This is a genomic window from Paenibacillus sp. P36 (assembly GCF_045866505.1).
GTDB lineage: Bacteria > Bacillota > Bacilli > Paenibacillales > NBRC-103111 > Paenibacillus_E > Paenibacillus_E chondroitinus.
In genome coordinates this window covers 3338241-3352595 of record NZ_AP038372.1, presented here as the reverse complement: position 1 = coordinate 3352595, position 14355 = coordinate 3338241, and the positions used below count along the sequence as shown (strand labels likewise).

The 14355-nt window shown below is 47.0% G+C and carries 17 protein-coding genes; 1 reads left to right on the top strand and 16 read right to left on the bottom strand.

Features of this window, described 5'->3' with window-relative positions:
• Nucleotides 1-7: 7 nt before the first annotated feature.
• From panB to ACKTT9_RS14925, 9 genes are all read right to left on the bottom strand, one after another.
• Entirely contained in the window at nucleotides 8-862 is an 855-nt protein-coding gene (gene panB / locus ACKTT9_RS14965; protein ID WP_157320021.1) for a 3-methyl-2-oxobutanoate hydroxymethyltransferase, read from the bottom strand.
• A gap of 257 nt (nucleotides 863-1119) precedes the next feature.
• On the bottom strand, nucleotides 1120-2088 hold the full coding sequence (locus tag ACKTT9_RS14960; protein WP_407872173.1) for a biotin--[acetyl-CoA-carboxylase] ligase: 969 nt from the start codon (nucleotides 2086-2088) through the stop codon (nucleotides 1120-1122).
• Between the two features lie 59 nt (nucleotides 2089-2147).
• Nucleotides 2148-3434 (bottom strand): CCA tRNA nucleotidyltransferase, encoded by a 1287-nt coding sequence (locus tag ACKTT9_RS14955; RefSeq protein WP_407872172.1) that lies wholly within the window; start codon nucleotides 3432-3434, stop codon nucleotides 2148-2150.
• 26 nt (nucleotides 3435-3460) lie between these two features.
• Nucleotides 3461-4648 carry an N-acetyl-alpha-D-glucosaminyl L-malate synthase BshA gene (gene bshA / locus ACKTT9_RS14950; RefSeq protein WP_407872171.1) on the bottom strand — a complete coding sequence of 396 codons (1188 nt, stop codon included), beginning with the start codon at nucleotides 4646-4648 and terminating at the stop codon, nucleotides 3461-3463.
• Nucleotides 4649-4667: 19 nt separating this feature from the next.
• Entirely contained in the window at nucleotides 4668-5360 is a 693-nt protein-coding gene (gene bshB1, locus ACKTT9_RS14945) for a bacillithiol biosynthesis deacetylase BshB1 (RefSeq protein ID WP_407872170.1), read from the bottom strand.
• A gap of 1 nt (nucleotide 5361) precedes the next feature.
• Nucleotides 5362-5781 (bottom strand): methylglyoxal synthase, encoded by a 420-nt coding sequence (locus ACKTT9_RS14940; protein WP_157320016.1) that lies wholly within the window; start codon nucleotides 5779-5781, stop codon nucleotides 5362-5364.
• A 27-nt stretch (nucleotides 5782-5808) separates the two neighbouring features.
• On the bottom strand, nucleotides 5809-6612 hold the full coding sequence (gene dapB / locus ACKTT9_RS14935) for a 4-hydroxy-tetrahydrodipicolinate reductase (protein WP_157320015.1): 804 nt from the start codon (nucleotides 6610-6612) through the stop codon (nucleotides 5809-5811).
• 26 nt (nucleotides 6613-6638) lie between these two features.
• Nucleotides 6639-7148 (bottom strand): hypothetical protein, encoded by a 510-nt coding sequence (locus ACKTT9_RS14930; RefSeq protein ID WP_127451813.1) that lies wholly within the window; start codon nucleotides 7146-7148, stop codon nucleotides 6639-6641.
• Between the two features lie 62 nt (nucleotides 7149-7210).
• Nucleotides 7211-7549, bottom strand: a complete 339-nt coding sequence (locus tag ACKTT9_RS14925) for a nucleotide pyrophosphohydrolase (protein ID WP_145655280.1) — start codon at nucleotides 7547-7549, stop codon at nucleotides 7211-7213.
• A gap of 114 nt (nucleotides 7550-7663) precedes the next feature.
• Between ACKTT9_RS14925 and ACKTT9_RS14920 the strand changes: the two genes are divergently transcribed.
• A complete protein-coding gene (locus tag ACKTT9_RS14920) occupies nucleotides 7664-8536 on the top strand; it encodes a YitT family protein (RefSeq protein ID WP_407872169.1) in 873 nt (290 codons plus the stop codon).
• Between the two features lie 41 nt (nucleotides 8537-8577).
• On the opposite strand, the gene ACKTT9_RS14915 is transcribed toward ACKTT9_RS14920, so the two are convergent.
• From ACKTT9_RS14915 to ACKTT9_RS14885, 7 genes are all read right to left on the bottom strand, one after another.
• Nucleotides 8578-9468, bottom strand: coding sequence for a sporulation protein YpjB (locus ACKTT9_RS14915; protein WP_407872168.1), 891 nt, complete (start codon nucleotides 9466-9468; stop codon nucleotides 8578-8580).
• A 66-nt stretch (nucleotides 9469-9534) separates the two neighbouring features.
• Nucleotides 9535-10197, bottom strand: coding sequence for a DUF1405 domain-containing protein (locus ACKTT9_RS14910; protein ID WP_407872167.1), 663 nt, complete (start codon nucleotides 10195-10197; stop codon nucleotides 9535-9537).
• A 62-nt stretch (nucleotides 10198-10259) separates the two neighbouring features.
• Nucleotides 10260-11150, bottom strand: a complete 891-nt coding sequence (locus tag ACKTT9_RS14905) for a menaquinol-cytochrome c reductase cytochrome b/c subunit (protein WP_181646563.1) — start codon at nucleotides 11148-11150, stop codon at nucleotides 10260-10262.
• A 20-nt stretch (nucleotides 11151-11170) separates the two neighbouring features.
• Complete coding sequence (gene qcrB, locus ACKTT9_RS14900; RefSeq protein ID WP_127451419.1) at nucleotides 11171-11842, bottom strand: menaquinol-cytochrome c reductase cytochrome b subunit; 672 nt, start codon at nucleotides 11840-11842, stop codon at nucleotides 11171-11173.
• 17 nt (nucleotides 11843-11859) lie between these two features.
• A complete protein-coding gene (locus tag ACKTT9_RS14895; protein ID WP_127451417.1) occupies nucleotides 11860-12405 on the bottom strand; it encodes a ubiquinol-cytochrome c reductase iron-sulfur subunit in 546 nt (181 codons plus the stop codon).
• A gap of 281 nt (nucleotides 12406-12686) precedes the next feature.
• The gene (locus ACKTT9_RS14890) at nucleotides 12687-13118 is read right to left on the bottom strand and encodes a DUF2487 family protein (protein WP_407872166.1); all 432 of its coding nucleotides are present in this window, start codon (nucleotides 13116-13118) and stop codon (nucleotides 12687-12689) included.
• Between the two features lie 72 nt (nucleotides 13119-13190).
• Nucleotides 13191-14270: an LCP family protein gene (locus ACKTT9_RS14885; protein ID WP_407872165.1), complete on the bottom strand. Its 1080-nt coding sequence runs from the start codon at nucleotides 14268-14270 to the stop codon at nucleotides 13191-13193.
• Nucleotides 14271-14355 lie beyond the last annotated feature (85 nt).

The window sequence follows — 14355 nt, the reverse complement described above, 5'->3', positions numbered from 1 at the left end:
CCGCTCACTACTCCTTATCGCCGTACAAATATTGAACTACATCATTATCCATGTGGAACGTATTTTCCTGTGTAGGGAACGTCCGCTCTTTCACTTCTTTTACATATTCACGAATGCCCTCACGGATAGTTTCCCCGATATTCGCATAAGCTTTTACAAACTTTCTGGGCGCACTGTCAGAACCATACTGCAAAAGATCATGGTAGACCAGAACTTGCCCATCGCAGTGAACCCCTGACCCAATGCCTATTGTCGGAATCGATAACTGTTTGGAGATCCATTCGGCTAGCTCATCGGTAACCAGCTCCAGCACAATCGCGAAAGCTCCCGCTTCCTCAATGGCTTTCGCATCGCTAAGCAGCTTCTCTGCTTGCTCGGAGCTGCGGCCTTGTACCCGGAAACCGCCGAGTTGATGAACAGACTGAGGGGTTAAGCCAAGATGGCCGACAACAGGCACCCCAGCCTCTGTAATCGCTTTGACCGTTGCCGCGATCTCAGCTCCGCCTTCCAGCTTCACGGCTTTCGCGCCACCTTCTTGCATTAAGCGGGCGACACCTTTGAGGGTAGTATCCAAGCTTCCGTGGTACGTAAAGAATGGCATATCCGCTACGATAAACGTGTTTGAAGCCCCGCGTACGGCAGCACGAGTATGATAAACCATGTCATCGAGCGTCACAGGCAGGGTCGAATCATACCCCAATACAACATTTCCCAGTGAATCTCCAACGAGGATCACGTCAACGCCGGCTTCTTCCGACAAGCGAGCTGACGGGTAATCATAAGCTGTTACCATCGTAATCGGTATACCGTCTTGTTTCATTTTTCTCATTCTGGCTGTTGTTAGCGGCTTTCGCTTTTCCATTTGTATCCCAGCTTCCTCATATAAAATAAAAAAACCTTTTAGCTAAGAGCTAAAAGGATCGCATGCAGAAAGAATCCAATGATTCTTCTGTCTCGGTCCCGTAGGCTCAGAGCAGAATCCAACCTCTTGTTTACTCATTATTTGGCTGAGTTGAACATGTTACTACGCTTGTTTAGCAGCAAGTGCAGTTCCTTTAAGGATACCGCCTCGTTATTCAATTATACCAAATGTAGCTTCCAATTGATACCTCATTTTTTCTACCGCAGTTCAATATCGCCGGAATAAACTTTGATTCTTTCTCCGTCCCCTTTAATCACCGTTAACGCGCCAGTGTCATCCAAAGAGTCTGCAATACCCTCAATTACACCCATTGGTGTGTGCGTGCGAATAGGACGCTTGAGCGTAACACTCAAAGCTTCCCAAAGCAATCGGATCGGGGAGAAACCTTCTTGCAAATACAAAGCATACAGCTCTTCGAATTCTAGAAGAAAGGCTTGTACCAACGTTTCTCTTTTGATATCCGTTCCAGATTCAATCGCCAAGGAAGTTGCAACTGAACGCAATTCCTCCGGATAGTCATCGACTTTCAAATTCACGGAGATCCCAATCCCGGCAATGACATATTTCAGCCGCTCATCCTCGCCGCTGCTTTCCAGCAAAATACCGCTGACTTTTTTTCCTTTGATCAGCAAATCATTCGGCCATTTGATCCCTATGTCCACACGGCATACTTTCTGAATCGCCCGACAGAGGGCGACTGCGCTCAGCAAGGTTAGTTGAGGCATGAAGTAAACAGGCACCTTTGGCGTTAGCACCAGACTCATCCAGATCCCTTTGCCTGCGGGAGAATGCCACGCACGCCCCATTCGGCCGCGCCCGGCTGTTTGTGCCTCGGCCAGCACAAGCGTGCCCTCAGAAGCCCCTGAAGCCACCAGAGCGTGTGCAATGGTCTGTGTGGAGTCTACTTCTCCGTACACATGCACTTTTTGCCCGAGCACTTTCGTCTTCAACCCTTGCAGCAGCTCGGTTACCTGCCATTTATCCGGTTTGCTCACCAACCGATATCCTTTGCGAGGTGCTGCCTCAAAATTATAACCAGCGGCCCGCAGCTCTTCGATATGCTTCCAAATCGCCGTACGGCTCACATTTAATCTTCGGCTGATCTCCTCTCCAGACACATAAGCTTCCGGAGACTCTTGAAACAGTTCTAAAATCCGCTCATTCATCTTTTTCACTCCAATTAAAGACTAGTTGGAAAAACAAAAGGAAAAAACCACGCGCACTGCTACTTTGCAGCACGCGCGGCTTGTAAAAGCATTTCTCGCTCGTTCGGCAATTCACCGAGCGCGGTTCGTTCCAGCAGGTCCTGCAGCAGCTTGCCCATCCATGGGCCCGGCTGCATGCCCAGCTCTGACGCCAAATCCTTGCCGGATATGGCGAGTTCCTTCAGGCTGAAGCAAGGTACCTCGCTCAGCCACTCCTCCCCGCGGCGCACCAGCTCCGGCGCGGTGGTTTCAAGAAACAGCGCGAGCTCGCCGCGCTGGCCGGCTATGGGCTGCAGCGCAAGCAGCAGCCGCAGCAGTGCGCGGGCGGCGGCTACGCCGCGGCGCACCGCGCCAAGCTTCCAGACCCGCTCCAGCGGAGCAGGGTCTGCAGGTGAGGCGGCCACTGCTTCGCGCAGGGCCAGCACAGCCTCTACCGCGTCGCCGTCGGCGCGGGAGAAGGTCAGCTCCTGGAGCGCCGTGCGGACCACGTCCGCCGGCACCTCCAGGAGCATCAGCAGCATGGACCAGCGGTCATGCTGCTCTTCCAGCGCGCTGACGGCGTCCAGCGCGTCATCCCAGGCGAGCCAGCGCTCAAAAGGCAGCGGAAGCTGCTTTTTGAGGTGCGCCGTCAGGCGGCTCGCCAGAAGCAGGCGGACAGCCCGCGCAGGGGCTGGGCCGTCAATCATGCGCTGGAGCTCGCTGCGCACGCGCTCCAGCGCAATGTGGCGCAGCAGCGGAGCTTGCGCGAGCAGCGCCTGCCATGTGCTCTCCTCGACCTGCAGATCATAAGTCGAGGCAAAACGAATGCAGCGAAGCATGCGCAGCGCATCTTCGCCGAAGCGTTCCTCCGCTTTGCCTACGCAGCGGAGCACGCCTAAAGCGAGATCCTTTTGCCCTGCAAACGGATCGATCACTTCGCCTCCGCGGTCCATCGCCATCGCGTTCATGGTGAAATCGCGCCGCTTCAGATCCTCCGTCAAGTCGGAGATATAGGCGACAGAAGTCGGGCGGCGAAAGCCTTCATACTCCGCCTCCTGGCGGAACGTCGTCACTTCATACGTCCCCTGCTGCAGGATGACGGTGACCGTTCCGTGTTGAAGCCCTGTCGGCGCCGTCCGCGGGAAGATGGCAATCACCTGCTCCGGCAAGGCTGACGTTGCGATATCAATATCTTTAATCGGTCGATCAAGCACGGCATCCCGTACACAGCCGCCTACGAGGTAAGCTTCATAACCTGCCTCCGTAAGCTTAGCCAGCACATAGGAAGCCCCACGATCTCCCTCCAAAATTTTTCCAGCATCCAACATGTTACTCCTAACCAGCTTGCATCCTCTTATTGACAGGACGAGGCTGTAATCCGGTGAGATTCCGGAAGTTCTCTTCCCAATACGCGATAATAAATTTCTTCATACTGCTGTGTGGTGATATCATTACAAAACGTGTATCTAGCACGGTCCAAACAATTTTGCACCACTTGCTCATACAGTACTTGGTTGCTGAGCAGGTTCACGACATGATCTGCCATCGCTTCCGTATCGCCGACTTCGGCTAGATAACCGGTTTCCCCATGCGTAATCAGCTCTGGGATTCCTCCTGCATTTGAACCGATGGTAGGCACTCCGCAAGCCATAGCTTCCAGCGCGACCAATCCGAAGCTCTCTTTCTCTGAAGGCAGAAGCATAACATCCGCCAGGGAAATCACCTGTGAGACGTCATCCTGCTTGCCGCAGAACGTAACCTTATCGGTAAGACCCAGTTCCTTCACCTTGGCAATCATTTTAGACAAATCAGGACCTTCTCCGACAAACAGAAGCCTTGAAGGAATTCTCTTGCTTACATTCGCAAAGATATCCACGACATCCTGAACGCGTTTGACCGGTCTGAAATTGGAAATATGAATGAGGATCTTCTCTTCCGGTCTGGCAAACTCCCCGCGAAGTTTCGTAACGTCTCTCGGGTAATACACCCGTTTATCAACAAAGTTATAGGTCAAATCGATATCACGTTCAATATCCAGTAATTCCCTAGTTTCCTTAATTAAATCCTTCGATACTGCCGTAACCGCATCGCTCTCATTAATCGCATATTGAATTAAATCTGAAATGGACTGATCTTGGCCCAGCACCGTAATATCCGTTCCGTGAAGCGTAGTGACGACCTTCAGCTTGCTGCCAACCATCTGTTTGGCAAGCAGTGCACACACGGCATGTGGAATGGCGTAGTGAACATGAAGCAGGTCAAGCTCTTCCATCTTGGCCACTTGGGCAAGTTTGCTTGCAAGGGAAAGATCATAAGGCGGGTAACGGAATACATAGTACTGACTGACTTCCACTTCATGATAAAATATATTTTTATGGAATTTACCCAGGCGAAACGGCATGCTGTGCGTAATAAAATGAACCTCATGCCCTTTTTCGGCAAGCAGCTTGCCGAGTTCTGTTGCTACAACGCCTGAACCGCCTAACGTCGGATAACACGTAATTCCAATTTTAAGTTTATCGCTTTTAAGTTTGTCGCTCATTTTGCACCTCTTTTCCAGATCAATCGAATCGATCAACCACCATAGGCAGTTTAGAAACAAAACCTTCTGCATACTGAAGCATCCGCTTTTGTCCCAATAAATGGTCACGGGCCACTACACGTTCTACATAGCCTTGGTTCAGCGGTGTCGCTACGGTACCTTGCCCCGTTGTAAACTGCGAACGATAAGCGCTCAGCGCAGCCTTTTTAGTCTCATAATAATCGGTTACATTGACAATAAAGTCAGCTTCATACACATCATTTATAAAATAAAAATACATGTTCTCCACATGGACTGGATCAGACTCCGGCAAATATTTGCGCAGTTTGGCATTAAAGACAGCTTCTTGAACAAGTGCCGAGCAAGCAATATGATCGGGATGGCGATCTTGCCAATAAGGAGCAAAGACAATTCTAGGTTTGTATTTTCGAATTTCCGCCGTAATACGTTCGATATGATCGGGAGTCACGAACAAGCCACGATCCGGCAACCCCAGATTCGTTCGCACAGTCAAACCAAGCTGTTGTGCCGCTTGCTCCGCTTCTTCTTTCCGCATCTCGACCGTCCCATTGGAGGACATCTCTGCGTAGGTTAGATCACAAATACCCACCCGGTAGCCGAGCGCGGTATGCTTCGCAATCGTCCCGGCCATTCCAATCTCAGCATCGTCTGCATGTGCGCCAAAAATAAGAATATCTAATTGTTCACTCATCTTATTCAAGACCCGGTTTATATTTATGTACGAGTTCTCTCCAGGCAAAATCCCCGCGATCTAGCGCTTTAACGAGGATCTCCGCCGTGGCAATATTGGTGGCGCATGGGATTCCTTGAACATCGCATAAGCGCAGTAAAGCAATGATATCCGGCTCATGCGGCTGTGCCATTAACGGATCGCGCAAAAAGATGATCAGATCCATTTCATTTTGAGCAACCAAAGCACCAATTTGCTGGTCACCGCCAAGTGGACCCGACATAAAGCGATGGACATCGAGTTTCGTATTATCCATGATTCTCTGTCCTGTCGTGCCTGTTCCATATAAGTTATGACCTGCAAAGACATGTTCATACGCCGTAACGAAATTGACCATCTCATCTTTTTTACGGTCGTGAGCGATTAGCGCGATATTTAACATTCTGACTTCCACTCCCCTAGGTCTTTCTTAATCTATAAAATGCTCGAATCCATAAATCATACCGCTATATGTCATTACTTTGCGAACAGCAATCGCTACACCCGGCATGTAGGCAGCACGGTCATAAGAGTCATGTCTAATCTTAAGTGCCTGCCCTTGTTCAGCCATAATGACTTCCTGTTGAGCAAAAATACCCGGCAGACGTACGCTATGTATTCTAAACCCATTGTAATACCCGCCGCGCGAACCTTCAATCGTTTCTTCTTCTTTCGGATTACCCTGTCGGATCTCTTCTCTTACTTCAGAGATCAGTTCAGCGGTTTTCACGGAAGTTCCTGAAGGCGCGTCCAGCTTCTGGTCCCCGTGATACTCGATAATTTCCAAGTGAGGAAAGTATTTGGACGCTTGCGCAGCAAATTTCATCATCAGAATAGCTCCAATGGAAAAGTTAGGAGCAATAATTCCACCGATTCCTTTATCCTGACACTGCTTGTCCAACTCAGCAATATCCTGCGGAGTAAATCCAGTAGTCCCCATTACGGGACGGATGCCCAACCGAATCGCTAAACTGGTATGCGAAAAGGCCGTATGCGGACCTGTAAAATCTACTAATACATCCGGTTTGGATTCGGTTAGCGCAAGCTCCAAATCGTTGCTCATTTTGACGCCGCATTCTTCAAATCCTACCATTCTTCCAAGATCAATTGGGCCTGAGGAGCGGTCTACCCCCGCCACTAATTCCATATCGGACTCCGTGAGCACGGTCTTAACGACCTCTCTCCCCATTCTTCCACTTGCCCCAATGACGGCTACTCGAATTTTACGATCCATGACGATGTTTCTCCTTTGTGTATGTTTCAGACTCTATTTTTCATCTTTTGTTGGTAGCGAGCAGCCTGCTGCTTGGCTAGTTCGTGATTTGGCTCCAGTCGAACGGCTTCCATGACCGTTTGATAGGCTCTCCCGTAATCATTTCGGAAAGCGAAGGCTTCCCCAAGTATTAGATAAGCTTCAATCGTCAAAGGATCGAGCACAATCGCTTCCTTCAGCAAGAAAATCGCTCGTTCCGCGTGTTCGGATTCTGTGCTTAACTGCCTGCGAGCTTTATCGACTAATTCTCTGGCATGCAGCACTTGCAAATGATAACGGTACACTTGATTGTCTTGTTCCAACTGAGTAGCTATTGACGCATGTTCAATGGCATTGCTCAGCTTATTGCTTCTTCCATAAGTTATCGATAGTTTGTAGTGATAGGCAGCATTGTCGGGTTCTGCGATTATCGCTTTTTCAAACCATTCGATGGCTTTTTCGAAGTCTTGTGAAAGTATAGATTCGTACGCTTTCTGTATTTGATCTTCTCCATTCATCTGCCCATCCTCCTTATCGAAAGAGAGTCTCCCTTCAGAGGGGATGGTATAGTTTATGAAGCTTATGTAATTTCGGTGTTAATTTTAGTCCATCTACCCGCATCTCTCGTATTGAACTTATGCATGATTTTATCATGCGCTTCCGTCAAATCAATCCCCAGTGAGTTTGCGAAACAGATCGTAATAAACATAATATCGCCGAGTTCCAACTCAATGGAGTTGTCCGCTTCCGTGCTTTTTTTCGGCTTCTCACCGTAGGAATGGTTCACTTCGCGGGCTAACTCTCCCACTTCTTCGGACATTCTAGCGAGCATAGCCAAAGGACTGAAATATCCTTCCTTGAACTGGGAAATATAAGTATCGACTTCTTTCTGTATATCTTTCAGCGTGCGTTCCGACATGTTCACCCTTCTTTCCTTCTTCTTCACCAAGATATCATTACTATGTTAAACTAAACAAGAAAAGTTGACAAATTTTTTTGACAGAACCGAAGTATGAGGTTTGGAGGAACCAACATGATTTTCAAGGAAAGATTATCTGATCAGTTTACAAATGTACTTGCCATTACGATTGGCACCGCAATTTATGCATTTGGTTTACATTACTTTGTGATTTCAAATGAGCTCATGGAAGGCGGCGTTACGGGTGTAGCTTTGCTGCTGAAATATGTGTTTAATGTTCCTCCATCTATATCAACCTTGGTAGTTAATATCCCCTTATTTTATCTCGGGTGGCGTGTTTTCGGGAAAGGCCCGATGCTGTACACGATTTATGGCGTAGTTTCCTTGTCGTTTTTCCTCTGGGTGATGGAACAGCTCATACATAACAATTGGATAATCCCATTTCATACCACACAGGATTACTTTCTGGCTACATTATATGCCGGGCTTACACTAGGCACCGGACTTGGCTTAGTCTTTCGATTCGGCGGCACAACAGGCGGCTCAGACATCCTAGCTCGTATCGGCAATAAGAAGAGGGGCTGGAGCGTCGGACAAGTCATCTTAATTATTGACGTTATCGTCATTGGATCTTCCTTTCTCTATTTGCCGAAGGAAAAAGTCCTCTACTCACTCGTAGCCGTCTTTGTTACTTCTCGCCTCATTGATTACATTTCAGAAGGCGCTCATGCTGCTAAGGCTTTTACGATCATAAGCGATCAAGCCGTGCCTTTATCTGAAGCAATTACGAAGGAATTAGACAGAGGCGTGACTTTGTTCCCGGCCAGGGGCGCATATTCGGGTAACAACAAAGAAGTATTGTATTGCGTCGTGTATCGCCATGAAACAAGACGACTTCGCGAGCTCATCCAATCCATCGATGCTCGTGCTTTTATCATCATTGGGGAAGTTCATGATGTGATAGGCGAGGGCTTTAAAGCACAATAAAAAGGTTGAGCAGATCTGGCTATCTGCTCAACCTTTTTATGTTAATCACCAAATTCCTGTTCCCGCTCTCTCGAATGTTTGATTGGAACGATGTGCCGACCGGATTGGTACATTCGCCAGCCCACGAAAGATAAAACGCTGACGATGATCAGTCCAATCCCAGCAGACCAGATGATCGGATGCTTAGGATCAGTGATAGGAACGAAAGCAATGGCATCTTTATTTTTCAGAAATAATTCGTCCAGCACTTGGCCCAAATGTTCCAGTCCCGTTTCTACTTGACGGCCAATCATCGGTTGGCTATTAATGTTTTTCCTTAAAAACACAATGACAGAGTCAAGTTTCTCGACAGAGGAAGCATCCCTGCTAATCAGTAAAGATGGATGAATAATGGCGATATGTTGAGAAAGCTTACCGAAGTCCGCAATGCTCTCTTGCTGTTTGCCAGCTTTGACAGCTTGTGTCAATGCAGCCGTGTCATTTTGCAGCACTTTATAATATTGCAGCCACATGGGCTGATTTTTATGGGTTAGGGCATCCGTTGCAAGTCGAATTTTGGCTACAGCCATCTGAGCTTCTTCCGGTGAGTAGCTCGCGGCGCTATAGACTCTCTTGGCCTGTGTAATTGTTTCGGTAAGCGCATTAAGCCCCTCTACGGAGGTTATTCCTTCAAATTGTATCTTTGGAATTTGATCTGACATTTGCTTCAGCTTATTCCGTGCCTCAAGCACTTGGCCGTCCATCGTTTGCTTGTACATTTCATCAGCAATTTGATTCAAGAACTCAACCCGCTTCAACTGTTCCGGATCTACGGGTTTAGCAGCTTGTCCTATCGTGCTGGTGCTGGCTGCGCATGCAGAGCTTATACTTACGACTGCTGCCAGCAAAAGCGTGACCGTCAGTCGTTTAATTCCCCCGGTAAACATAAACATGGGACATCCCCTCCTTCACCATCATCATATGGAGGTTCGTCCCAATTTAGACCATCGGTTATGTGATTATCGTTGTTTCTTCTGACGCAAACCCAAACAGATGAAAGCTATCAAAATACCTATAACGCTTAAGCTGATTGTAAAGCCTTCTATTGTTCTATAGTAGTTGTTTACAAGCACTTCAGGCAATCTGGGGAATACCCCTCGTTCATAATCCATGAAGTCGTTCCACAACGTCCAGCAGGCAACAAGCAGGATAGCCGGGATCCTGTAAGCATACCATCTAACAAATAATAGCGCTTCCACTGCCATAGCCAAGTGGGAGCATGTAAGCATCCAACCATCCCAGCCAACAGGAACTCCTTGCCAAGCGCCTGCCCAAATCATGGTTACTGCCCATACGCCATATTTAAATGAAGTGATAAGAGCAAAGGCTTCCACAAAGCCTCTAATGGCTTTATACACTTTCCCGGACCGGCTGCCTCTTGAACGATCTAAGATTAAATAACCGACCGACAAAGTGAAGAACAAACTGGCTGTCGGGCTATCTGGTACAAAATAGACGTACCAAAGTGGTTTTTCGGCTATAGTGTCCACCATTTGAAGCCAATACCACTCATAACCATACACAGTACCAAGCAGATTCATAATGCAAAACAGCCACAGCATCGTTTTGCTTAACAAAAAATCCTTACTCCAAAAATATGAAATGGACACGCCTTGATGCAAGTAAGCTCCTCCTCCGGTGATTTAAAAAAACCTGACCGCTTTCGCGATCAGGTTTCCCTATTTTATTGGGCCTTTTGTTTGGATAACCATTCAGTCAGCTTTGTGATATCGGCATCTGTTAAGCCTTTATCAATGTTGGCTTGATATTGTTTACCCATGTTCCCTTTACCGTTCTTAACAATGTTCAAAATCTCATCTTGCGAATGCTTGTCACCTACACCAAGCAATGCTGGTACGCCTGAAGCCGGCATCCCTTTAAGTCCAGCACCATGACAGGACAAGCAAGTTGCTTTTTTGTAGATTTCAGCGCCCGGATCATCTGCTGCTACGATAGCAGGAGCTTTCTTCGTATCCTTCGCCGCGCCGCCGCCAGCAGCCGCGCCTTTGTTAGCGTGCAATTCTTCTTCACGCTTGATGTGCTCAGGAATGATGTTTTTCTCTTTCAACTCAAATTGGTAGTGATCCCAAGATGTGTACGTCAGGTATGTACAAGCGATTAGAGATAAAATCATCAAGCTTGAAGCGATTGGTCTTCTGTAGAAACGACGCTCTTTGCCTGTATCCAAGAAAGGAGCCAGCATCAAGCCACCGAACAGCAAACCAGGTACAACAACCGCTCCAAGTACTACGTAATCTCCGGATGTATACGGGTATTTCAACAATTGATACATGAACAAGAAGTACCAGTCAGGCATCGGAATAAACGCTGTATTCTTAGGATCCGCAGGATAACCTAGCGGAGCCGGATCGGACATGACTAACACTAACATTCCGACTAGTACAACGACCCCTACCATCCACTCTTTTAACAAGAAGTTTGGAATGAAGGCTTCCGATTTTCCCGGATACGCAGAGTAATCGCGAGGGATTAATCTTTGTTCTTGTGTTTTCTTAATTACGCGGGAATCCCCAACGTAAACGATTTTCTCGTCTGACTTATGACCATGCGCCACGCTATTCGCCCCTCCCTAATTTATAGCGGTCCGGAAATACCTTGTTTGCGAATCATGAAGAAGTGTCCAGCAAGCAAAGCGAGCAGAACGCCAGGCAGGAAGAACACGTGAATGGCAAAGAAACGAGTTAGTGTTTGTGCACCAACGATGCTTCCGCCTTGCAGCAACGTTTCAATGTACGGACCCGCTAAAGGTACGGACGCTGCAATTTTCATACCTACTTGTGTAGCAAAGTATGCTTTGTTATCCCATGGAAGCAGGTATCCCGTAAAACCTAGACCTAACATAACGAAGAAAATGAGCATGCCTACTACCCAGTTCATTTCACGTGGTGCTTTGTAAGAACCTGTGAAGAACACGCGCAGGGTATGTAAGAACATCATTACGATAACTAAACTAGCTCCCCAGTGGTGCATACCTCTGACGATAACACCGAAAGCTACTTTATGTTGTAAGTAGTCAACGCTTGCATAAGCATTGATGATATCAGGTGTGTAATACATCGTTAAGAACATACCTGATAAGATTTGAATGACTGTAATGAAAAACGTCAATCCGCCGAAGCAATACACGAAAGCGGAAAAATGATGAGCAGGGTTTACGTGTTCTGGAACCTCATGATCTGCTACATCCCTCCACATAGGCGTAATATCAAGACGTTCGTCAATCCAGTTGTATACGTTTTTAAACATCTGACTGTGACGCCTCCTTATACTCTTGTGTTAGCATGCAGTTGTCCCACATAAACGAACCCATTCTCAACTTTGGTTGTGTATTCATCCAAAGGTTTTGGTGCGACAGCAAGGTTTTTACCATCTTGCGTATAGTGAGCACCATGACAAGGACAGAAATACTGATCTTTGTAAGCCGGGTTATCGTTCCAGTTGACCGTACATCCAAGGTGCTTACAAGTAGGATTCAATGCAAAGAGCTTGCCGCTGCTGTCTTTGGAAATCCACGCAACCAATTCAGCGTCACTTTCGTACCAACCATCCACTTGATGAACTTGGAACGTAAACGATTGTGGTACATTTGTAATTTTACTTTCTTCGACAACTTTAACCCAATCTGATTCTGACTTCTTCTGAAGCACAGGATCTACCGCAAACCGAATCATCGGAATAATGATGCCGGCCCCCATGAATCCTCCAGCGCCACCTAGGGTGTAGGATAGAAATTGTCGACGAGACATTTCGCGTTTAGTCCCGGGTTTCTTCCCATGCTGTTCTTCATTGTGATTGTTATGATCACTCATTCTCAGGTCTACCCTCCTACATTGGCCGATGTCCAACCCTCTCGGACGTCAGTTACCTCTATCACGTGTCGTTCGACATTACACTACATAACTAGGACATTACTAATAATATCCTACGACTACTAGGTCGTCAAGAATCCAGAACTCCTTTTGAGCCATTGAAAACTTGGCGTTTGGACAAATTTTAACGAAATTGTCACAACTTTTTGGCAGCCAATGTACGCCATTACTTCCCTTATCCTGTGCAATTTTTTTTCCAATAATACGCTTACCAGCTAAAGTTAATCACTATGCTGCCATAAGTGCTGAACTTGCTTAGAAATACTTGCTTTGATCTGTTCGGCTTTGCTCTCCCACTGCTCCATGTCGACAGCAATCAACAAATCGGTTTGTTCTGCCTTCCAGCTTGAAGCTTCCGTATGTATGGTCAGTACGATGACGTAGCGGAATCCCATCCTTTTTAAATGAAGAGAAAGGGCTTCTAGCTGGTCCCTCATGCTCACCGCCGTCATATAATGAAGCGCCGGGTACGTTACTACCCTTCCTTTGTATGGAATTTCGATGGTTTCCAGTGCATCTCGGAGCTGTTCCAACGCCAAAGTTACTTGTGCGGGGTCTTCGAATCCGGTCAACCCCGTTACTGGGAGCAAACATGTGTCCAAGTATGGTTTTAAATCGTACCATTCTTGCGCAGAAATCTCATTAAACTTCAACCGTGCTTCCCCCTCTATCTTTTACCAAAAATGCGTTTGCTATGTAGCAATAGCCATCGCTTCTTGTACACTTTAATCTGTCTGCAAATGGCTGTCAATTGAACTGTCGATCGAGCTGTCGAATGAACTGTTATTCAAGCTGTCCGTTTGTCCGCGCAATGCTTCCAGCGCTTCCTCCAGATCCTGCTGTTTCACGACCAGGTAAGGACTCTCCCATGTCCCATCCAGGTGAATGTACTGGACATTAGCCGGCTTATACTCACGGTACGATTTGGTTAAGGTGCGAAGCTCGTCCGCCGGGATGTCTGTTTTAATGGAACTGCCCATAATATCAAGCACTTTCCCCCACGCGGTTACTCCATTAAGTGAAGTTAATTTATCAAGTAATTCATTAAGTACAAATTGTTCTCGCTGATTCCGTTCCAAATCGGACGATTCCGCTGTACCCATATTCGATTTGCGGTAGCGAATATAATCAAGCACTTGCTTGCCATTTAAGCGCTGCGTGCCTTTTTTCAAATTAATATTTGTTCCATCACTCTCATCTTGATATTTCATATCCATATCGACATCAACCGTCATACCGCCTAACTGATCGATAAGCTTGCGAAATCCATCAAAATTAATAACAGCCATATGATCAATCGGAACTTGATAAATCTTGCTGAACAACTGCTTTGTCTCATCAAGAGCCGTTTCTTTGTTTTTATTATAGTTATAAGCATAGAAATAATTAGCTTTATGCGAGGTTTCTAAACCTGACTTTTCTGCTGATACCTCAAGGTCTCTAGGAATCGATACTACTGTCCCCTGATGCGTTACCGGATCAATTCGAAAAAGCATCATGACATCCGTATTTAACGATCCTTCGCTACCTGACCGCTCGTCAATTGCCGTTAATAGCAGGGTAAGCGATTTCTCTTCCTTCTCTGTCGCACCGGATGTTTGGGACGTTTGCGATACAGGATAATCGCTTGTGTCGATTTCGTTTGAAGCAGGCGCGATAGGAGCGGCTATTTGATCCAAGGCATGGTTCCATTTATTCATCAGAAAAGCGGCGTAGCCGGATGCTGCCCCGACAACGAGTAAAGTAAATAGAAGAAACGATGATAAGACTTTCCGTTTCCGCATGGTTTTCAAGAGCTTTCTCATTTGTATTCTCCTTTTGCGTCGCAATATAGTCTAACTAATCGACGTATGGAGTAACAAAATAGTTCTTTTTTATCACCTTTCCTGC

Coding starts and splice junctions, on each gene's coding strand:
- panB (WP_157320021.1), bottom strand. CDS start 862: ATGGAAAAGCGAAAGCCGCTAACAACAGCCAGAATGAGAAAAATGAAA.
- ACKTT9_RS14960 (WP_407872173.1), bottom strand. CDS start 2,088: ATGAATGAGCGGATTTTAGAACTGTTTCAAGAGTCTCCGGAAGCTTAT.
- ACKTT9_RS14955 (WP_407872172.1), bottom strand. CDS start 3,434: ATGTTGGATGCTGGAAAAATTTTGGAGGGAGATCGTGGGGCTTCCTAT.
- bshA (WP_407872171.1), bottom strand. CDS start 4,648: ATGAGCGACAAACTTAAAAGCGATAAACTTAAAATTGGAATTACGTGT.
- bshB1 (WP_407872170.1), bottom strand. CDS start 5,360: ATGAGTGAACAATTAGATATTCTTATTTTTGGCGCACATGCAGACGAT.
- ACKTT9_RS14940 (WP_157320016.1), bottom strand. CDS start 5,781: ATGTTAAATATCGCGCTAATCGCTCACGACCGTAAAAAAGATGAGATG.
- dapB (WP_157320015.1), bottom strand. CDS start 6,612: ATGGATCGTAAAATTCGAGTAGCCGTCATTGGGGCAAGTGGAAGAATG.
- ACKTT9_RS14930 (WP_127451813.1), bottom strand. CDS start 7,148: ATGAATGGAGAAGATCAAATACAGAAAGCGTACGAATCTATACTTTCA.
- ACKTT9_RS14925 (WP_145655280.1), bottom strand. CDS start 7,549: ATGTCGGAACGCACGCTGAAAGATATACAGAAAGAAGTCGATACTTAT.
- ACKTT9_RS14920 (WP_407872169.1), top strand. CDS start 7,664: ATGATTTTCAAGGAAAGATTATCTGATCAGTTTACAAATGTACTTGCC.
- ACKTT9_RS14915 (WP_407872168.1), bottom strand. CDS start 9,468: ATGTTTATGTTTACCGGGGGAATTAAACGACTGACGGTCACGCTTTTG.
- qcrB (WP_127451419.1), bottom strand. CDS start 11,842: ATGTTTAAAAACGTATACAACTGGATTGACGAACGTCTTGATATTACG.
- ACKTT9_RS14895 (WP_127451417.1), bottom strand. CDS start 12,405: ATGAGTGATCATAACAATCACAATGAAGAACAGCATGGGAAGAAACCC.
- ACKTT9_RS14885 (WP_407872165.1), bottom strand. CDS start 14,270: ATGAGAAAGCTCTTGAAAACCATGCGGAAACGGAAAGTCTTATCATCG.